At 64.4% G+C, this 20,052-nt stretch carries 20 protein-coding genes; 10 read left to right on the top strand and 10 right to left on the bottom strand.

The annotated features are described in order from the left end of the window. The first annotated feature begins 16 nt into the window (after positions 1-16). From ACVJ19_RS19075 to ACVJ19_RS19055, 5 genes are all read left to right on the top strand, one after another. A complete protein-coding gene (locus ACVJ19_RS19075) occupies positions 17-535 on the top strand; it encodes an Mpo1 family 2-hydroxy fatty acid dioxygenase (protein WP_453950563.1) in 519 nt (172 codons plus the stop codon). 29 nt (positions 536-564) lie between these two features. Then, on the top strand, positions 565-1,596 hold the full coding sequence (locus ACVJ19_RS19070; RefSeq protein WP_453950562.1) for an NAD-dependent epimerase/dehydratase family protein: 1,032 nt from the start codon (positions 565-567) through the stop codon (positions 1,594-1,596). Positions 1,597-1,623: 27 nt separating this feature from the next. Continuing rightward, on the top strand, positions 1,624-2,250 hold the full coding sequence (locus tag ACVJ19_RS19065; RefSeq protein ID WP_453950561.1) for a methyltransferase family protein: 627 nt from the start codon (positions 1,624-1,626) through the stop codon (positions 2,248-2,250). A 245-nt stretch (positions 2,251-2,495) separates the two neighbouring features. After that, positions 2,496-2,705, top strand: a complete 210-nt coding sequence (locus ACVJ19_RS19060) for a hypothetical protein (protein ID WP_453950560.1) — start codon at positions 2,496-2,498, stop codon at positions 2,703-2,705. 419 nt (positions 2,706-3,124) lie between these two features. After that, on the top strand, positions 3,125-4,429 hold the full coding sequence (locus tag ACVJ19_RS19055) for a PQQ-dependent sugar dehydrogenase (RefSeq protein WP_453950559.1): 1,305 nt from the start codon (positions 3,125-3,127) through the stop codon (positions 4,427-4,429). 3 nt (positions 4,430-4,432) lie between these two features. Here the strand turns inward: ACVJ19_RS19055 and ACVJ19_RS19050 are convergent, their stop codons facing one another. Further along, positions 4,433-5,257 carry an aspartate dehydrogenase gene (locus ACVJ19_RS19050; protein ID WP_453950558.1) on the bottom strand — a complete coding sequence of 275 codons (825 nt, stop codon included), beginning with the start codon at positions 5,255-5,257 and terminating at the stop codon, positions 4,433-4,435. A 37-nt stretch (positions 5,258-5,294) separates the two neighbouring features. Beyond that, a complete protein-coding gene (locus ACVJ19_RS19045) occupies positions 5,295-6,212 on the bottom strand; it encodes a LysR substrate-binding domain-containing protein (protein ID WP_453950557.1) in 918 nt (305 codons plus the stop codon). Between the two features lie 132 nt (positions 6,213-6,344). On the opposite strand from ACVJ19_RS19045, the gene ACVJ19_RS19040 reads away from it, so the two are divergent. After that, entirely contained in the window at positions 6,345-7,643 is a 1,299-nt protein-coding gene (locus tag ACVJ19_RS19040) for an MFS transporter (protein ID WP_453950556.1), read from the top strand. 21 nt (positions 7,644-7,664) lie between these two features. Continuing rightward, entirely contained in the window at positions 7,665-8,738 is a 1,074-nt protein-coding gene (locus tag ACVJ19_RS19035; RefSeq protein ID WP_453950555.1) for a tartrate dehydrogenase, read from the top strand. Positions 8,739-8,773: 35 nt separating this feature from the next. Here the strand turns inward: ACVJ19_RS19035 and ACVJ19_RS19030 are convergent, their stop codons facing one another. From ACVJ19_RS19030 to ACVJ19_RS19020, 3 genes are all read right to left on the bottom strand, one after another. Next, the gene (locus ACVJ19_RS19030; RefSeq protein ID WP_453950554.1) at positions 8,774-9,628 is read right to left on the bottom strand and encodes a tetratricopeptide repeat protein; all 855 of its coding nucleotides are present in this window, start codon (positions 9,626-9,628) and stop codon (positions 8,774-8,776) included. Positions 9,629-9,640: 12 nt separating this feature from the next. Further along, on the bottom strand, positions 9,641-10,168 hold the full coding sequence (locus ACVJ19_RS19025; RefSeq protein WP_453950553.1) for a FecR family protein: 528 nt from the start codon (positions 10,166-10,168) through the stop codon (positions 9,641-9,643). A 553-nt stretch (positions 10,169-10,721) separates the two neighbouring features. After that, positions 10,722-11,183: a hypothetical protein gene (locus ACVJ19_RS19020; RefSeq protein ID WP_453950552.1), complete on the bottom strand. Its 462-nt coding sequence runs from the start codon at positions 11,181-11,183 to the stop codon at positions 10,722-10,724. Between ACVJ19_RS19020 and ACVJ19_RS19015 the strand changes: the two genes are divergently transcribed. Next, entirely contained in the window at positions 11,145-14,810 is a 3,666-nt protein-coding gene (locus ACVJ19_RS19015; protein WP_453950551.1) for a VCBS domain-containing protein, read from the top strand. The genes ACVJ19_RS19020 and ACVJ19_RS19015 overlap by 39 nt on opposite strands. Positions 14,811-14,834: 24 nt before the next feature. Here ACVJ19_RS19015 and ACVJ19_RS19010 read toward each other — a convergent pair whose 3' ends face one another. The 4 genes from ACVJ19_RS19010 to ACVJ19_RS18995 form a co-directional block, all read right to left on the bottom strand. After that, on the bottom strand, positions 14,835-15,776 hold the full coding sequence (locus tag ACVJ19_RS19010) for a LysM peptidoglycan-binding domain-containing protein (protein WP_453950550.1): 942 nt from the start codon (positions 15,774-15,776) through the stop codon (positions 14,835-14,837). A 136-nt stretch (positions 15,777-15,912) separates the two neighbouring features. Further along, a complete protein-coding gene (locus tag ACVJ19_RS19005) occupies positions 15,913-16,233 on the bottom strand; it encodes a hypothetical protein (RefSeq protein WP_453950549.1) in 321 nt (106 codons plus the stop codon). 118 nt (positions 16,234-16,351) lie between these two features. Beyond that, positions 16,352-16,606, bottom strand: a complete 255-nt coding sequence (locus ACVJ19_RS19000) for a hypothetical protein (RefSeq protein WP_453950548.1) — start codon at positions 16,604-16,606, stop codon at positions 16,352-16,354. A gap of 61 nt (positions 16,607-16,667) precedes the next feature. After that, the gene (locus ACVJ19_RS18995; protein ID WP_453955161.1) at positions 16,668-17,531 is read right to left on the bottom strand and encodes a DUF3313 domain-containing protein; all 864 of its coding nucleotides are present in this window, start codon (positions 17,529-17,531) and stop codon (positions 16,668-16,670) included. 171 nt (positions 17,532-17,702) lie between these two features. On the opposite strand from ACVJ19_RS18995, the gene ACVJ19_RS18990 reads away from it, so the two are divergent. Next, positions 17,703-18,380 carry a TetR/AcrR family transcriptional regulator gene (locus ACVJ19_RS18990; protein ID WP_453950547.1) on the top strand — a complete coding sequence of 226 codons (678 nt, stop codon included), beginning with the start codon at positions 17,703-17,705 and terminating at the stop codon, positions 18,378-18,380. A 63-nt stretch (positions 18,381-18,443) separates the two neighbouring features. Here the strand turns inward: ACVJ19_RS18990 and ACVJ19_RS18985 are convergent, their stop codons facing one another. Continuing rightward, positions 18,444-19,061 (bottom strand): CGNR zinc finger domain-containing protein, encoded by a 618-nt coding sequence (locus ACVJ19_RS18985; protein WP_453955160.1) that lies wholly within the window; start codon positions 19,059-19,061, stop codon positions 18,444-18,446. Positions 19,062-19,191: 130 nt separating this feature from the next. Here ACVJ19_RS18985 and ACVJ19_RS18980 point away from each other — a divergent pair, with 130 nt between their 5' ends. Next, a complete protein-coding gene (locus tag ACVJ19_RS18980) occupies positions 19,192-20,043 on the top strand; it encodes an alpha/beta fold hydrolase (protein ID WP_453950546.1) in 852 nt (283 codons plus the stop codon). Positions 20,044-20,052 lie beyond the last annotated feature (9 nt).

The following is a 20,052-nucleotide window of genomic DNA, read 5'->3' as shown; positions in this document are numbered from 1 at the left end:
GCTGCATGAGACCAAGATGGGTGGCTTTTTTCAACGCCAACTTGCCGTTTATGTCGAGTACCATCGCGATCCCCGGAACACGGCGATGCATGTGGTGGGCATCCTCCTGCTGTTCACGGGCGCGGTGATGCCGCTGACGCTGGTGAAGGTCCCGCTGTTCGGGTTCGAGCTCAGCCTGGCGGTGATCCTGGCCCTGCCGGTTCTGATCTACTGGCTGCTGCTCGATGCGGCGCTCGGGGCCGGCATTCTGGCCGTCTCCATCGTGCTGTTCTCGATCGCGTCGACCATTGCGACGCAGGTCAGCACCGTCACGATGTGGGCGATTTTTGCCGCCCTGGTCGCGCTCGGCTTCGCCGCGCAGACCATCGGCCACAAGGTTTTTGAGGGGCGCGAGGCCTCGTTGTTCACGTTTCCCTCGCATCTTTTGCTGGGACCGATGTTTGTCATGGCAAAATTATTCATTGCACTGGGCTTCCGTCGCGACCTTGCCGCGATTCTGGCGCCTCTTCCGACCAATTCACTTTCAACCCGATAGCTCCAGAAGCGAAACAGCAAACTTTCTTCATGGCTCTCGTACTGGTTACCGGTGGCAGCGGTTTCATCGGACATCATCTCGTAGAAGCGCTCCGCGCCCGTGGGCAGCGGGTGCGCGTTCTCGATGTCCGGCCGCCGGCCGCGACGAACGCTGACGTCGACTATGTTCATGGCTCGGTGCTGGATAGCGCCGCGGTCGATGCCGCGGTGGCCGGTGTCGACCAAGTCTATCACCTCGCCGGCCTGCCCGGCATGTGGGTCGCCAACAAGCAGGACTTTCACGACGTGAATTGCCGCGGCACCGAGGTCGTGCTCGCGGCCGCGATGAAGCGCGGCGTGTCGCGCTTCCTGCACTGCTCGACGGAATCGATCCTGTTCCCCTACTCCGACCTCAAAGGCGTTGCCGCCGAAGAGGCGCTGCAGCCGGCCGACGCGATGCCGGGCGCCTATACGCGGTCGAAGTCGCTCGCCGAGCATCATGCCGCCAAGGCCGCGGCCGAAGGCTTTCCGCTGGTGATCGGCACGCCGACCATGCCGATCGGCGCCGCCGACCACAATCTGACGCCGCCGACCGCGATGCTCTGGTACTTCCTGCAGAAGAAGGTGCAGCCGCATCTCAACTTCCTGGTCAATCTCGTCGACGTCCGCGACGTCGCCATGGGCCTCGTGCTGACCATGGAGCGCGGCCGTATCGGCCAGCGCTATATCCTCGGCGGCGACTGCGTCCCGCTGGGGCAAATCCTGCGGATGATGTCGGCGATGAGCGGCCGCCGCCAGTTCCCGGTCGTCGTGCCCGGCAAGATCGCCGAGCTCTCCGGCATCATGCTCGAATACCTCTCCGACAACTTCACGCGCCGGCCGCCCAACGGCACCGCCGAGGGCGTGCGCATCGCGCTTGCCGCGAGCGATCTTTCGATCGGCAAGGCCCGTAACGAGCTCGGCTATGCGCCGCGCCCGATCGAGCCGGTCTTGCGCGAAACCATCACCCATCTGCTCGCCCGCAACGGCCAGCAGCCCTCCGGCGCCATCGAGCATCACGCGCTCTCCTCGCGCGCGGGCTGAAGCCGCCGCCTAACGCAAAGAACCTTCATGTCCTTCGATTTCAGCAAGCTTCTCTCTGTCGCCTGGGGTGGCTGGACCACGACCTGGCCGACGCAACTGCTCGCCCTGATCTGGCTCGCCTGGCTCGCCAGCTGGGTCGGCGCCTCGTTCTGGCAGGGCCGCACCCAGAAGCAGGTGCTGACGCTGGAGTCCGGCCGCTATCGGATCCCGATCCTGGTCGGCGGCATCCTGTTCACACCGTGGACCGCGGAAGTGCTGAACGAGAAGCCGCTCTGGGTGTTCAGCAACCTCGCTGTCTACATCACGGCGCTGATCGTGCTCGCCGGCATCTCCTTCACCTGGTGGGGACGGCTGCATCTCGGCAAGTTCTGGTCCAACACCATCACCCACAAGGAAGATCACCGCGTCATCGACACCGGCCCCTACGGCATCGTGCGCCATCCGATCTACACCGGCCTGATCGCCGGCATGCTCGCGACCGGCATCGCGGTCGGCACGGTGACGGCAATCCTCGGCGCCGTCCTGATCTCGCTCGGCATGTGGCAGAAGGGCCGGATGGAAGAAGTGTTCCTGTCGAAGGAGCTCGGCGAGGACGCCTACGGCGCCTACTGCCGCCGCGTGCCGATGATCATTCCGTTCCTGTCGCCGCGGTGACGTAGCAAGACGCGGCCATCTCCTCCGCTGTCGTCCTGGCGAAAGCCAGGACCCATTACCCCAGGGAGGAGTTTGGCGAAGATTTGTCGCACGGTACTTCTACCGCGCCACACCGAGAGATTCCGCGGTATGGGTCCTGGCTTTCGCCAGGACGACGTTGTGGAGGCAGCGCGCCCTGCAAGGAACCGCCCCTCCGCTCGCCCGTTGTCCCCTCGACACCTGCACCACCCGCAGAGCATCGAGCCATGTCGGACGCCTACGATTATTTTCGCGCGCATGCGGTCGCCGCCGTTCGCAAGGCGCGGGCGATGGCGCCCGGGCGGCCGAAGCAGAAGCAGCGCACGGTGGCGCGGGTCTATCACCTGTTGTCCAGGGAAGCCGCGCTCGCGCCGAACGTCCATCATCTCGAAGATTTCCGCGCGGCACGGCGGCTGGAACGGCAGATCGGCCGCTGACAATTCCATCATCCCCGCGCGAGCGCGTAGCGCTCGTCGCTGGAGGTGCGAAGTTGCGATGCGAACGCATCGCGAACTGAGCCTCGAAGGATGTACGGCCGGGATGCAGCGGGGCCGTGCATCCTTCGAGGCTCTCCACGAGGCGAGCCGCGCCCCGTGGTTCGCACCTCAGGATGAAGGGATCAAGGAGCCGGCATCCTGCCATGCAAATTCGGCGTGCTGCCATTTGCGCCATAAGTGGCCCGATCTGCGTCGGCCTATGTTGACCTTTTTACCGTCAGCCAGTTGGATGCGCGCGCAACTGGGCATGACGACATCCATCGTGGATCTGAAGAGGTCGACGATCAGGCCTGAACCCGCGCGGGGTTTTGGGCGATCCGGCGTTGAAATGTGCCTTGCGGGTTCGACAGGGGCTTCTCATGACCTTTTCCAGCATCTTCGCGCAGTTCGTTGCCCTCCTCGGTGGCATGGCGCTGCAATGGCGCAAGCTCTCGGGCACCGAGCCCGCGCCGGCGTGGGGAGCGAAGCCCGCCATTCCCGAGGCGAAACCGCAGGGCGCCATTCCGACATTGAAGATGCCGACCGCGCGCGGCTGGCGCGAGGGCCAGAATCCGACGGTCGCGCCCGGGCTCAAGGTCAACGCATTCGCGAGCGGCCTCGACCATCCGCGCTGGATCGAGGTGCTGCCGAACGGCGACGTGCTGATCGCGGAGGCGACGCAGGTCGCAGGCGCCCCACGCAGCGTGTTTCACTACGCGATGCAGGCGACGATGCGGCGCGCTGCGGCGCTCGGCGTGTCCGCCAACCGCATCACGCTGCTGCGCGACAAGGATGGTGACGGCGTTGCCGAAGTGCGCGGCGCCTTCATGGAGAATCTCAACCAGCCGTTCGGCATGGCGCTGGTCGGCGACACTTTTTACGTCGGCAACACCGACGGCGTGATGGCCTTCCCTTACGTCGCCAATGCCGACCGCATCACCGCGCCGGGCAAGCGGCTGACAACCTTCAAGCCGGCCGGACATTGGACGCGCAGCCTGCTCGCCAGCCCCGACGGCAAAAAACTCTATGCCGGCGTCGGCTCGCTCAGCAACATCGCCGAGATGGGCATGGAGGTCGAGCAAGGCCGCGCCGCGGTCTACGAGCTCGATCTCGCCGCCGGCACGCATCGCATCTTCGGCGCGGGCCTGCGCAACCCGGTCGGCCTCGCCTGGGAGCCGAACACGGGCGTGCTCTGGACCGTCGTCAACGAGCGCGACGGGCTCGGCGACGAGACCCCGCCCGACTATCTCACCTCGGTGCGCGACGGCGGCTTCTACGGCTGGCCCTATTGCTACTGGGGCAAGACGGTGGACGACCGCGTGCCGCAGGATCCGGCGATGGTCGCCAAGGCGCTTCAACCGGACTATGCGCTCGGCGGCCACACCGCTTCGCTCGGCCTGTGCTGGATGCCCGCAGGGACCCTCCCCGGCTTCCCCGACGGCATGGTGATCGGCCAGCACGGCTCGTGGAATCGCAGCAAGCTGTCCGGCTACAAGCTGGTGTTCATCCCGTTCGAGAACGGAAAGCCCTCCGGCCCCGGTCGCGACATCCTGTCTGGCTTCCTGTCCCCGGACGAGAAGGAATCCTACGGCCGCCCGGTTGGCGTCGTGATCGGCCCCGACAAGAAGTCGCTGCTGATGGCCGACGACGTCGGCAACGTGATCTGGCGCGTCACGGGCGCGTAAAGGTCACGTCCCGACACACAGCGTGGCGCGCTGCTTGCGCAGCAGCGCGATCACCGACAGTGCGGTGATCAGTCCGGTCTTGGGATTCTCGGATGGGATGTTCTCGATGGACATCGAGAAGCGCGCCGAATCCGCCTCGACCTCGACGCGATGAACGTTGCGCGTCACGGTGGGGTCGGCCCAAACCTGCATCTGGGTGCGATCCGGCCCGATGCCGGCCAGCGACAGCGCAACAGCGACATTGACGTTCGCCGGAAAGCCCTTCGCCGCTTCGCGCGCGCTGCCCTCGAACAGTTTGAGCGGCTCGCGCAGATTGTCGATGTCGATGTTGTTCTGGACGATGAACGGCGCGCCCTTCAGCCCGTCGATCGGCTTGCGCGTGACCATCTTGACCGAATGGATGGTGCCGATCGCGGCGGCGTTGACGGCGTCGAGGCCGATCAGCGCGCCGGTCGGCACGATGATGCGGCCGCCATTGGCGCGGGCGAGATCGACCAGATCGAAATTGTCGAGCAGCCCGCCGACGCTGACCACGACCGCGGCCTTGCCACGCTTCACCGCGGGCTCGACGATCGCACGCAGCTGGCTGCTCGGGGCGCATTCGACGACGATGTCGGCGGCGTCACCGAGCTGGTCGAGCGGCACGATTTGCGGCGGGCGGCGCAGACCGCTGATGAACGCCTGATGCTTGGCGGGGTCGCGCACGGCGACGGCAGACAGCGCCAATCCTTCGATGCCCTGATCGAGTGCGGTCGCGATCTTGGTGCCGATCGAGCCCAGCCCCGCGATGGCCACCCGCAATTCGCCCGAGGCTCTCTGTTCAGTCATCGCACCCACCTTCTGTCCGGACTTCAGTCATAGCCGCTCACGCCTCCCGCGCATAGCTTCGCAGGCGGGCCTCCAGCACGGCCAGCATAGCGTCGCGGGCCGGATCGCGCGAGCCGCGCAGCCAGGCCGCGGCGAGCGGCAGGCGGCCGACCGGACCGCTCTGCTTTGGCCGCAGCGACACGAAGCGCACGCCCGAGACCGCCATCCGCGTGGTCCAGCGCGGCACGATCGCGACCCCGAGCTTCGTTGCCACCAGGTTGATGATGGTCTGCTTCTCGTCGGCGACCTGCACGATGCGCGGTGTCAGCCCGGCCTGCTCGAACAGCTTGATGGTGAGGTCGTGGCTGTGCGGCCGCGAGCGGCGGTCCGGCACCAGCATCGCCTCCTCGGCGATCTGCGCCAACGTGACTGACTTGCGTTCAGCCAGCGCATGCCGCTGCGGGAACGCCACGATGGCGGTCTCGTGGAGCAGGTCGCGGAATTCGAGCCGCTTGTCCGCACTGTCGGGCGGGCGGACGAAGGCGAGGTCGAGCGCTCCGGTCAAAATCTTTGGCAGCAGCCGGACCGTCTTGTCCTCGAGCAGCTGCACCGCGATGTCAGGATGCCTGTCGCGGAAGTCTCGGAGCAGCGGCGGCAGCAGTCCCGCCGCCGCGCTGTCGATGGCGCCGACGCGCAGCCGCCGCGCGGCGCCCGCACGCGAGCGATTGCGCAAATTGTTCTCGACGGCCTCGACACGGGCGAGGATGGCACGGGCATCACGCAGCAGCGTGGCGCCATCCTCGGTGAGCGAGACCGCGCGCGTCGTCCGCGCGAACAGCCGCGTGCCGAGATCCTCCTCCAGCAGCCTGATCTGGCGCCCGAGTGCGGAGGGCAGCATCTGGAGCTGCTGCGCCGCATGGCCGAAATGCAGCTGCTCGGCCGCCGCCACGAAGCATCGGAGCTGATGCAATTCCATTCGTCGTCCTCTCGTCTTCCGCGGACGTGATTATATCATTTTTTTGTATAAACCAGGGCCAATTGAGTCCACCTCACAGCTCCGCCTAGGCTCGCGCCGCATAACGAAGAACCGGAACTTGAGGAGGCCAGGGTGGCGAGCGAGATTCAGACGCGCGTGCTGCGCAAGATCACCTTGCGCATCGTTCCCTTCATCATGCTGCTGTACTTCGTGGCCTTCATCGACCGCGTCAATATCGGCTTCGCCTCGCTGACGATGAACAAGGACATCGGCCTGTCGCCGGCGGTCTATGGCTTCGGCGCCGGCATCTTCTTCTGGGGCTATTTCCTGTTCGAGGTGCCCTCCAACATCATCCTGCACAAGATCGGCGCGCGGATCTGGATCGCGCGGGTGATGATCACCTGGGGTCTGGTCTCGGCCGCGATGGCGTTCGTACAAGGGCCGACCAGCTTCTACATCCTGCGCTTCCTGCTCGGCGTCGCCGAGGCCGGCTTCTTTCCCGGCATCATCCTCTATCTCTCCTACTGGTTCCCGGCGCGCCAACGCGCCGCCGTAACGGCGCTATTCATGGCGGCCGCGCCGCTCTCGACCGTGCTGGGATCGCCGATCTCCGGCGCGCTGCTGGAGATGGACGGAATGCTCGGCTTCAAGGGCTGGCAATGGCTGTTCGTGCTGGAGGCGCTGCCGGCCGTGCTGCTCGGCTTCGTCGTGCTCGGCTTCCTCACCGACCGCCCGGAGAAGGCAAAGTGGCTTGCTGAAGACGAGCGGCGCTGGCTAGTCGAGACCATGAACGTCGAGACCACCAGCAAGGCCGCGACCGCGAGCCACAGCATCTGGCACGGGCTCGCCGATCCGCGCGTGCTGGCGCTGTCGCTGATCTATTTCGGCACCTCGGCCGGCCTCTACACGCTGGGCGTGTGGGCGCCGCAGATCATCAAGCAGTTCGGCCTGTCCTCGCTCCAGGTCGGCTTCCTCAATGCATTGCCGGCGACGGCCGCCGTCGTCGCCATGATCCTGTGGGCGCGGCATTCGGACCGCACCGGCGAGCGCACCTGGCACGTCGTGTGGGCCTGCCTGATCGCAGCCGCGGGCCTTGCCTATGCCGGACTTGCGGCCGGCGTCGTCGCCGTGCTGGTCGCGCTGACGCTCGTCAACATCGGCATCTCCTCGGCAAAACCGCCGCTGTGGAGCATGCCGACACTGTTCCTGTCCGGTCCCGCGGCCGCGGCCGGCATTGCGACCATCAACTCGATCGGCAATCTCGGCGGCTTCGCAGGTCCCGCCATGATCGGCTGGATCAAGGACCAGACCGGCAGCTTCGTCGGCGGACTTTACTTCGTCGCCGGCCTGCTCGTTCTCTCCGCGGTCCTGACCCTGCTATTGTCGCGCGCGAAAACCGCGCCAGTCGAAGCCGTCCCACAATCCCACTGATCTCTCAAACGGAGCTTTCCCATGCGCACCCATTCGATCGCAGCCATTCCCGCCGACGGCATCGGCCCCGAGGTCATCTCGGCCGGCGTCCGCGTGCTGGAGGCTCTCGCAAAACGCAGCGGCGACCTCGCCTTCAACGTGAGGACGTTCGACTGGGGCTCGGACTATTACAAGAAGCACGGCGTGATGATGCCGGCCGACGGCCTCGCAGAGCTGAAGAAGTTCGATGCGATCTATTTCGGCGCGGTCGGCGCCCCCGATGTGCCCGACCACATCACGCTGTGGGGCCTGCGCCTGCCGATCTGCCAGGGCTTTGATCAATACGCCAACGTGCGGCCGACCAAGATTTTGCCGGGCGTCGCCTCGCCGCTGCGCAATGTCGGCGTCGGCGATCTCGACTGGGTGATCGTGCGCGAGAACTCGGAAGGCGAATATGCCGGCATGGGCGGCCGTGCCCACAGGGGCCTGCCGGAAGAGGTCGGCACGGAAGTCGCGGTCTTCACCCGCGTCGGCGTGACCCGCATCATGCGCTATGCATTCCAGCTCGCGCAGTCGCGTCCGCGCAAATTCCTGACCGTCGTGACCAAGTCGAACGCGCAGCGCCATGGCATGGTGATGTGGGACGAGATCGCCGCGGAGGTCGCCGGCGAATTCCCCGACGTGACCTGGGACAAGATGCTGGTCGACGCCATGACGGTGCGCATGACGCTGCACCCGAAGAGCCTCGACACCATCGTTGCGACCAATCTGCATGCCGACATCCTCTCGGATCTTGCCGGCGCGCTGGCGGGAAGCCTCGGCGTCGCGCCGACCGGCAACATCGATCCGCAGCGCCGCTTCCCCTCGATGTTCGAGCCGATCCACGGCTCGGCCTTCGACATCACCGGCAAGGGCATCGCCAACCCGGTCGCGACGTTCTGGACCGGCGCGCAGATGCTCGAGCATCTCGGCGAGAAGGATGCGGCCAGCCGATTGATGGCGGCGGTCGAGCGCGTCTGCGCGGCGGGCGTGCTGACACCCGATGTCGGCGGCAAGGCGACAACGAAGGACGTGACCGACGCCGTGATCGACGCGATCCACGGGTCGAACGTCTAGCTGGACCGCCAATCTTCGGTGAGCCAGTCCTGACGTCACTGCACGCCGTAGCGGGCGAACTCGTCGGCGACCTTGACGTTGAGGAGCTTTGCTGCCGAGACGTCGCGATCGCCGCCGGCCCTGTCGCCCTGCCTGAGCCTGGCAAGTCCGCGTCCATAGAGCGCGCTTGCCAGGTTTGGCGCCAGCCGCAGCGCGGAGCTGTAGTCGTCGATGGCCGCGGCGAACTGGCCCATCTTCAGATGGATCAGCGCGCGTGAATCGTATGTCGCGGCATCGTTCGATCCCGACTGTATCGCCCTGTCGCAGTCGTCGAGCCCGGCCTGCAGATCGCCGATGACCGCTCGGGTCCAGCAGCGTCCGCTCCGTGCCCACGTCAAATTCGGATCGAGGCGGATGGCCTCGTCGAAATCCCGCGCGGCCCGATCATACTGGTTCAGCTTCAGGTGGGCTTCGGCGCGGTTGGCGAAGGCGCTGCCATAGTCCGGGTTGAGCCTGATTGCCTCGTCGAAGGACTTGACCGCGTCCTCATATGCCCCCTTCCTCAAATAGGCGACGCCGCGATTATTCACCGGTTTGACATAGCCTGCGGCGAGCTCGATCGCCCGATCGAAATCGCTGATCGCGCGGTCGTACTCCGCCGCTGCGGCATAGGCGTTGCCGCGATTGTTGTAAGCCATAGCCAGCGACTCCGGCTTGGCATCGCCCGAATTGATGAGCGCCGTGCAGCCGGCGATCCGGGCTTGGGCCGGAATGCGGTCCGTACCGTTGCACTGCTGAATGTTCTGGAGGTGACTCTTCTTCTGCGGCTGCTGCGCGACCGCCGGCGAACCGAGCAACAGCAGGACGAGAACGGGCGCGACGCTGTCGATGATGGCGGCCCTGATCGTCATGTCCCTGTCGCTTCAGCATCCTCTGCAGATGTTCGGCCTGGGACCGCTCCCCTGCTCGGGCGCTGCAGCGGTCGTGCGCTTCTTCAGCAATTTGCTCTTGCCCTCTTCGATGAGAGTCGAGAACTTGACCGCGCCGTCATCCGCGATTTCGATATGCGGCGTGGTGCCCCGGATTCCCATCGTTGCAACGGGCGTATCGACTTTCATATCGCCGCTCTTCGCGATCTGGCCGGCGACAAAGGTCGCCGTTCCCTTGGCCAGATTGAAGAACGTTGCGTTGGACTTGCCGTCCGGCTCGTACACGTACTCGTCCAGCGTCATGCGCGCATTGCTCGACAGATTGAACGACGAGCCATCGCTGAAGTTGATGCTGACCCGGCTGTCCGCCCCGGTTCGCACGACGTCGCGCAGGTAGACGACATCGCCGACCTTGGTTTGCGCAGCCGGATCGCCGAGGTTGGCCTGGACGACGACCGCGCCTGCGTGCTCGATCGAGACCGAACCTGCAACGGCGACGATCTTGCCGATGGGTTTTGGCACAACGTTCTCAGCGCCGCGTGTCACGGGATTGACTTGAGCCTGCGCTGGCGCAGCAAGAATGCTCGCCGAGGCCCAAATGAAACCAGTCACAAAAACTGCAATCATATGCCTGCACATGACCCACCCTTTCCGAGAAGATCTGCGTGGCGCTTGATGGGAGCTATGTAAGCCGCGACCAAGCTCGCAATTCGTGTATCGTGAATATCTACAACCTGGATCGATCCTAACGGACCTGTCGTCCAGAAAAAGTAATTCTTCCGGCCTCGATCTTAGGCCCAAGCCGTTTGCCTGACCAGCGAAAGTGAGCTAGGTTCCGCATAGCTCAACCGTCAACTTCTTGAGAGCGCAAATTGCTGTCGCGGAGAGGCATCTCCGCTGAACCTGCCATCACGTTGGTTATACCTATAGAGTCGCATTTTTTATCAAATGTCTTCGGCGTGCAGGCCTGGGGTTGCTAACGCCAAAAATTGCGCCCGCGGCGTAGCAAAACCGACAAGAAGACCGCGGCACCGCGCCGAGCCGGAATTGTTCGGCGCACGAGGCCACGGCCATGTCAGTTGCGTTTGGCGTTGGACCCCAGGATGGGGTCACTAGGGCTTTTCCCCTCCAGATCATCGGCATCGTTCAAAGCACGTTGGGATACATTACCCTCACGCGCGATGATGGCCCGGCCACGCAGGTCAATGTTGGCGACCTTGTCTGCCGCCATGACGTAATCGAAACGGCTGCGGATGCGCAGATCGGGATCCGGCTTCTCGACGACACCATATTCAACGTCGCCGGCGGAGCTCGCGTCGAACTGCGCGAGTTCGCCTCCGAATCCGACTCTGCTTCGCGTTCGACCGTCGTTGCGGTCACCAGCGGAAGCTTTGCGTTCGCGGCCGGTCGGCTGGCGAACAGCGGCACCCTGACGGTTGACACACCCCTTGGCAGCGTTCGCGGCCGCTCCCATGCGACCGGCTTCGGCATCCTGACGATGGCAGCGCTGACTTTCTCGATGGTGGACGATGCGCAAGGCGCGGACCCTGACGGCGCGTTTCTCGATAACGATACGCTCAGTTACAAGGACCTTCAGCACGGCGTCTTCGAGCTCATCACCAAGGAGCGGGTGCCGCGGCACATCATTGTCGACGATCCAGGCGAAACCGTCATCCTGAACAGGGTCGGCTCCTCGGTCAGCGTGAATCAGGTTGCCAACAGCGCTGCTCGCATGGAGGAGCTGCGCGCAGCTCAACAGGACGTGCTCGCCAACCTCACGCAAGGCCCGACAGGGTCCAGTACGCCACCTGGCGTCATTGCCCCCTCGCTGCAGCACATCAACTTCAACCCGGATAACGCGCCGGCGCCGCTAAACCTGCTTCCGGCACTGTCGCCGGCCGACATTCCCTTGATCGTACGCCCGCCGCCGTCACTGAACGTGCCGGGCGGGCCCACCGAAATCGACACGATAGCATTCAACGACACGTTCACCGCGACAACCGGCACTTTCACCGCCAGCAGCCCGATCAATTCCGCCCTCACCTTTGGCCTCAGCGGCGGGACGGCCGGCACCACGGTCCTGGACGGAGTGACCTACGATCTCTCGCAGACCGGTACGTATGGCACCCTCTTTCTCAATAGCGCATCCGGCGCCTATACTTTTGTTCCGAACGCGGCTGCCATCAATGCCCTGTCGTCGCCGACGACTATGGGTTTCGTCATCACGGTCTCGGACAGCGGGTTCTCGACGAGCCGAACATTCGTCGTCAACATCCTCGGCGTCAACGACACGGCCATTATCTCCGGCAACGCCGCCGGCACAGTGGTGGAGGCGGGCGGCGTCGCCAATTCGGTGCCGGGCTCACCGAGCGCAACCGGCACGCTGACAGACATCGATGTCGACAATCCGCCCAACACCTTCACGACAGTCAGCTCGCCGACCAGGAGCGCGGGCGGCTACGGCACGTTCACGATGACAATCGGCGGCGTGTGGACCTACACGCTCGACGATAGCGACGGCACAGTACAGTCGCTGAATGTCGGCGATACGCTGATCGATCGGTTCACCGTGACCACGATCGACGGCACCCCGCAGCTGGTGACGATCACGATCAACGGCACGAACGACGCCGCAATCATCTCCGGGACTGCGACCGGTTCAGTCGCCGAGGCGGGCGGCACTTCGCCCGGCACGCCGGTCGCGACGGGCACGCTTCTCGCCGCGGATGTCGACAATCCCGCCAACACGTTCGTGGCAGTCACCGCACCGACGGCGAGCGCGCAAAGCTATGGCAGCTTCACCATCACCGCGGCCGGCGTGTGGACCTACACGCTGGACAATAACAACATCGCGGTGCAGGCGCTCAACAATGGCGCCACGCTGACGGACAGTTTCACGGTAACCTCGGCCGACGGCACGGCACAGACAGTGACGATCACCATCACCGGCAGCAACGATGGGGCGGTCATTTCCGGAACGGTGACCGGCTCGGTGGTCGAGGCCGGAGGTGTGGCCAATGGTACGCCCGGTACGCCAACCGCGACCGGCACGTTGACCGATCTCGATCCTGACAATCCGTCCAACACCTTCACCCCGGTCACCACGCCAAAGACGAGCGCGGGCGGCTTCGGCACCTTCACGATGACGGCGCTGGGCACGTGGACCTACACGCTCGACAACAGCAACGGCACAGTGCAGGCGCTCAATGTCGGGGATACGCTGAACGATCAGTTCACCGTGACCACGGTTGACGGCACGCCGCAGCTGGTGACGATCACGATCAACGGCACCAATGACGCCGCCTTCATTTCCGGAACGGCGACGGGTTCGGTGCTCGAAGCCGGCGGCATCGCCTCCGGCACGCCAGTTGCGACCGGCGCGCTCACCGATACCGACCTCGACAATCCGGCCAACACCTTCACGGCGGTGACCTCGCCCAGGGCCAGCGACGGCGGCTACGGCACCTTCACGATGACCGCGTCCGGGCTGTGGACCTATACGCTCGACAACAACAACGCCGTGGTGGACGCGCTGGATGTCGGCGACACGCTCACCGATCATTTCACGGTCACGACGATCGACGGCACCACGCAAGAGGTGACGATCGCCATCCATGGCGCCAGCGACGCTGACCCCAACGACTTCGACAATCTGGCGACGGGATCAACTGTCGTAACCGATCCCCCGTTTGTCTTTGGCACGCCCGGGGGCGACAGCATCGCAGGTGGCGGCAGCGTTTCCCAGATCGTCTATGGCGGCGCCGGCGACGACACCCTTAACGGAACCGGCGTGAGCGACACCATCTTCGGCGGATCCGGCGACGACACGATCAAGGGCAACAACGGAGCCGACGTCATCTACGGCGGCTCCGGGCAAGACACCATCGACGGCAGCAACGAGAACGACACCATCATCGGCGGGTTCGGTGCGGACAAGCTCACGGGCAGCAATGGCGATGATGTCTTCGTCTATCTGTCGGCGGTAGATTCCAGGGCCGGCCGGTTCGATACGATCACCGATTTCAGATCGGGAAGCGACAAGATCGATTTGACGGCGATCGGCGCGCTCGGATTCGTGATCCTGGCGTTGAGCTCGACGAGCTCGTCCGTGCCACCCCACACCATCGCCTGGATCTACGACAGCTCGGCCAACGAAACCGTCGTCTATGTCAATCCGACCGATCAGCCGCTCCAGATCGGCGATTCCAGCCTGCTGGAGGTTCACCTCCAGGGTGTCGCGACCATCGATTCCTCGGACTTCATCGTGGATCAAGCAGCAGCACCGGTCCAGGCGGTGAGCGACACCCTCGATCCGGCCTCCGCCACGCAAGGCGACGCGCTGGCCATGACATTGAGCACCTCCGACGCCTCCACCGAGGCGACGGACAGCAGCGGCTCGGATTCCTTGGACGGAAGCTGGACCGCAATCGATGTGAGCTATCCCTTCGATATCGATGGGGATCACAGCGGGTGGAGCCACGAGATCACCGCTTCCGCGCCGGACGAGACTGCAACACTCGCCGGCCTCTCGGAACCGGCGATCCATTCGCTATCGATGGAGCCCTTCAAATTTGTCTTCGAACCGTCCCGGACCGACGACAGCATCCATCCGACGGGGATTGGCGCGATCGGCATAGCGGAGCAAAATCATGCCACAGCTTTCAGCATGCCGGATGCGCTCGTTGCCATCGACCAGCATCTAGATAACGGCAAGGCTGCCGAGGCTCATGGCCATGCAAGCCTTGCCGATACCGCCAGTGCGCTTCTCGATATCGCCTCCCAGAAAGGTCTCGGAAACGGCGGCAACGCTCATTCGAATCAATCTCAAGAAAGCAAACACAGTCATGCTTCGATGGAGGCGGCCGACAAGTCCAATGGACAACCTCATTCTGCGGCAGACGACACGCACGGCCCACACGGAAACACGCAGGCCCATCCGTCCGGATCGGACGATTCCTTCAAGTTCCTGACTCCGGCGATCGAGAAGTCGGGCGTCGCATTTGTGGACGATCTCCCGGCGCCGCTCGATCGTCATGAAGGCGTGGCACATGCCTACGGACATGGTGGCGCCGCGACAGCGGGCGAGGTTCCGCAGCCGGACGATAATGCGCACGGCGCGGGCGGCTTAGGCGGGCCTCATGTGCCGCATGATCTGCTGGTGTGAGCTTGATCTGCTGAAACCGCGGCTCTACTTCCGCCCGGCGGGCGGCGGCGTCGCCATCGCGGCGGCAGGCTCCGGCGGCGTCAGATGGCGCGGGACGATGATGGTCTGGCCCGGGGTGAGCTGCGCGTTCTCTGCAAGCGAGTTGCTCTGCGCGAGCGTCCACAGCGGCACGCGATTGGCTGCGGCGATGCTCTCCATGGTGTCGCCGCGGCGCACCGGCACCCGCACGCCGCTATCCCACAATTCGACCAGCGTATCCGCGGGCACGAGATAGCGCAGTGGCACGGCATCGGCCTGGGCCTGGGGCGGAATTCGGGGCAGCTGCGTCACCATCTCGACGATCTGGCGATGGATATCGTCGGACTTCTCGATGTTGATGTGCGAGACGCGGCTGTTCTCTTTCAGGTCGTAGCTCGCGTAATGGCCGCGATAGCCGGGCACGGCCACGACATCGCCGCCGCCGAGCACGCTGTCGGACAGGAAGATGTTGATGAAGCGCTCGACATTGAGCGGCACGTCGCCGGTCGCATGCGCAGGATCGATGGCAATCACGAGGCTGACCGGGATGTTCTCCTTGGCCGCCATCTCGGAGATGACGACCGAGCACAACCCGCCCATCGAATGGCCGATCAGCACGATGGGCGCCGGGCTCTCCTTGTAGCTGGCGATGGCGCGGTTGCCGATCAGCCGGCAGATCGTGAATTCATAAACGTCGGCCGAGAAGCCGGCCTGTGTCAGCCTCTCGCCGAGCCGGTCCATGCCGGTCGAGAAGATCGGCCCCATCGCGCCCCGAAACAGGTAGATTTTCGGCGGCGGCAATGGCTCGAACGGTGGGGGTGGCGGCGCGGCAGGCGCGGCCACGGTGGCCTTGGACTTGGACTTGGCCGGTGAGGCAACGGCCGTGCCGGTGCTCAAGGCGAGCAGCGCGACAGCTACCAGCACGACTAGCCGCCTCAAATCAATCATCAATCCAGCAGTCCCACCACGGGAGGCAGAGGCCTCCCCGAAGGGGCCTTAGTGACCACCGATTGGGTGGTTTTTGGGGCACGGAACCCAGCCCCAAACTCCCGTCGATCAAGGCTCCCATTCCCGCGCCCCGACATCAATTGAACGGAGTCCATGGCTGGGCTTCGCAGGCATCGGAGATCACCGAATGCTGGATTCCCTTGTAGGCGTCATCGTCGAAAAAGACTGAATAGGCGGGGTGTCTATCGGACGGACCACCGCGCTGCCTCAGGCAGACGAAATAGGATCCCGGCCCGTGGTCTGTATGACGGACAGCAGATGTCTCGAGCCCCCCGGTCAATTTGACTTCAACGGCCCCTTTCCTGACGCCCTCCTGCACCGCCTTGGTGCCCGGCGGACGCGGAGGATGGTAGACCGGAGGCAGATTCGACGCGCATCCCGCCAGCAGCAGCGTCAAGACGGCGGACAAGGCCGCCAGTGATCTGCGGTGGCCGACGACGGACCTTCGGTGGTCGCACCGCGCCAACTCATGTCGTGAACGCATCGCGTATCCGGCACCGCGCTCGATGCGCGCCTCATCCCTGGGTCAGGAAGAGATAGAGGCACCCCGCGACCGTCGGCAGGAACGCAACCAGGGCCGTCATCCAGAAGCCGGGTTCGAGCAAAGAATCCCGATCGTCCGTCTCGCCGGCCAGGCGCCGATCCGCAATCGTCCGGCTCCACGCTTCATCGGCCGTGAACAGGGGAGCGCTCCCCGCGTTCGCGTCGCCGCCCGCTGCGCGTTGGCGCAAAGCGCGTTGGGAGGGGCGTGTCGTTCCGGATGTCTGCATGTCGTCGGCTCTGACCGGCTACCAATGTGTCGAGGCGGATATCGCTGGGAGTGCAGCCGCATTACTGCGTCAGCGCCTGCTCTGGACCAGGTCCTGGGGGCGGTGCTGGGGCCGGATTGTTGCTCGGACTCTCCTTGGCGCCGGAATCCGTCCATGCCGGCGGCAGACCAAGCCCCTGCCCCGCAAGGCCGGTCAGGCCCGGAAAACGTCCGAACGCCTCGCATGCGACATATTTGGGCGCCCCGCCGAGGCGCACGGGAATGCTCTCCATCGGCGGCAATGCAGGGACACCGCCGAAAGGCGACTCTCCGGTCGTCACCAGCTTGGCGAAGTCCGCGCCGAAATCGCCGGCGAGATCGTAGGCATCGCCTTCGTTGGCGACCCGCGCAGAGCTTGCGATGGAATTGGCACTGCGCGCCCACACCATGGCCGCCTTCTGGAATCCTGCAAAATCGCGCGCTTCCGCCTCGACCGAAAGGCTGCCGAGCCCAACCGGAAGCCGCGGCACCGGTACGGGCACGCCGGGAAGCGCGACGGTCTTGGCAATCGACAGGGCTTTCGAGGCGCCGGAGGCAGTCGGGCTGGTTGGCGCGGCATGCGTCACCGTCGCCTGCACCGTGAGGTCGGCGTCATCATCGGAGGAGACGATGCGGAAGCGCTCGCTCAAGCGAAGGCAAAGCTCGCGGCTGACCGCGTTTGCGACCAGGCGACGTTCCTTTTCGGTCAACGCCACGTCGGTGCGCGCGGGAAAGGCGGTCGACGCGATCCGGATGGTCTTGGCCGCCAGCACGTCCTTCTTGTTCACGCGAATCTGCGATCGCGTCACCAGTCCGTTCGCATCCGACATCCGGTCGTAGCTCCTGAGCGAGCCGGCCCGTTCGAGCGGTGCGGCCGCGCACCCGCCAAGAGCAAGCGCGACACTCATCAGGGCCGTCGGTGGAAAGCGCATGGTCCCATTTCCGCATCGACGGATTATTAGATGGATCGCTCTAATAATCACTTTCACGCCCCGCAACATCCGTCAACATAAATAGATGGAACTCTCTAATTTTGATTTTCTCGTGGCGAATCGTCGTGCTAAACGGGGCGAGTGTGAATGGAGATGTCCGATTTGAGGAAAGTGGATCCCGTCAAGCATGAGCAGAAGCGCGCCGAGATCCTCGGCGCGGCGATCCGCTGCTTCACCCGGGACGGCTTCCGCGGAGCCAGCACGACGGACATCTGCACCGAGGCCGGGATCAGTCCCGGCCACCTCTATCACTACTTTCCGAGCAAGATGGCGATCATCGAGGCGATGATCGACCTCGGTCTCGCGCGTTCGGCGGAACGGTTTGAAAAGATTCTCGCGGCCACCGACGTGATCGAGGCGCTACTTGTCGATATCGAGGAAACCAGCCTGCGGTTTCGTCCCGCCCAGATCCTCAATCTGGATGGCCTCGCGGAGGCCGCCCGCAATCCGGAATTCGCCAAAATCATCGAACGGCACACCGCCGCAGTCCGCGCTATGTGGAGCGACTTCCTGCGCCAGGCGCAGGACCAGGGACGGGTGGATTCAGGACTCGATCCGGAGGCGACGGCGAACATCCTGATCGCCCTCATCGACGGATCCCGCGCAATGCCGATCCGCAATCCGAAGCTGGATATCAAGCAGAACGTGGAGCATCTGAGGACGATGCTCGCGCGCTTCCTGAGGCCGCCCGAGGCGCAGGGCACGACGGAGAAACCGCGCAATCAACGGACCAGTCGTCCGCTCAAGCTGGTCAGGAGGCGATAGGACGTCTGCCGGAAATGCGCTTCGCGCTTTTCCGGATCATGCTCCGGGTGCGCGCATTCGTCGTCACTGCCTGCTCTTGAGCCGGCTGCGATGTGCGGCCTGCTTGGCGCGGTTGCCGCAGACCGCCATGATGCACCACCGCCGTGCATGCCTGCGGGTGTGATCGGCGAACAGCATCGTGCAGTTATGGCCCTCGCAGGCCTTCACGTCGGAAAAGTCTTCCTCGCAGACGAACTTCGCCATCGCCTCGCCGATGGGCAGCAGCAGGGACTCCGGTGATCGCCAGCGCCGTTTCATTCGTAGCGCGAGAACGCCACCATCGTCCTGCCCGGGCCCTATCCGGCTGAATGCTTCATCGCGCTCGAGCAAGCTGTTCAACGGGCCAAGCTCGTGCAGCGCGCTCGGGCTAAGCGGCCGTCCTGCATGCTTGCGAACAAAGCCCCGAAACCATTCGCGCAAAGCGCACGCCTCACCAGCGACCTTGTCGAGCTCGCCGGGCTTTGCGCGCACCCTCAGTGCGTCGAGCTCCTCCGCCGGCACGAGTTTCGCCTGGGCCAGCCAGTCGATCAGGCCATCGCCATCGTCGAGCCAATCAACGGGCGTATCGACTGGCGTCGCCACCGAGTTGAGAAAATCGAGGCCGGGCGAGTCGGCGATGAACATGGCGGGCGGTCTGTCCATGAGCGGTCCTTGGCCGTTCGAAACAACGCTACCGTTAGTAACCAGTAGAATGCCTATTGACAAGTTACTCAAGGCGCACGTAACCTAATTATAGCCTTTTAACGGGTTATCATCAGTAATGGAGACGGTCATGACCGCGACCACCTACCGCACGGCCGACGTCGATGGCTTCAAGGTGTTCTATCGCGAGGCCGGCTCTCGAGGTGCGCCAAAGCTGCTGCTGCTGCACGGCTTCCCCAGCGCCGGCCACATGTTCCGCGACCTGATCCCGTTGCTCGCCGACAAGTTTCACATCGTCGCGCCCGACCTGCCCGGCTTCGGCCAGTCCGACATGCCCTCGCGCGAAAGTTTCCGCTACACCTTCGACAACGTCGCGCAGGTGGTCGAGCGCTTCACCGAAGTGATCGGCTTCGATCGTTTCGCGATCTACGTCTTCGACTATGGCGCGCCGACCGGCTTCAGGCTCGCGCTGCGTCACCCCGAACGGATCACGGCGATCATCTCGCAGAACGGCAATGCCTATGAGGACGGCCTCAGCGACGGCTGGACGCCGATCAAGGCCTATTGGCAGGATCCCTCGCCGACCAATCGCGAGGCGCTGCGCGCCTTCCTCACGCCGGAGGCGACGCGCTGGCAGTACACCCATGGCGTCCCCGATCCGACGACGGTGTCGCCGGACGGACAGAACCTCGACAATTTCTATCTGGCACGTCCCGGCTCCGATGACGTGCAGCTCGATTTGTTCGGCGACTACAAGAGCAACGTCGCGCTCTATCCGTCATTCCAGGAGTATTTCCGCAAGCACAAGCCGCCGTTCCTGGCGGTCTGGGGCAAGAACGATCCGTTCTTCATTCCGCCCGGCGCCGAAGCCTTCAGGCGTGACAATCCCAATGCGGTCGTGCAGTTCTTCGACACAGGCCATTTCGCGCTGGAAACGCATGCACGGGAGATCGCCGAGAGCATTCGCGCATTCCTGAAGTGACGTGAGCTG

Source organism: Bradyrhizobium sp. USDA 376 (assembly GCF_054063675.1).
Note: the sequence above shows the minus strand (reverse complement) of the source record. Positions and strands in the feature narration are given on the sequence as shown.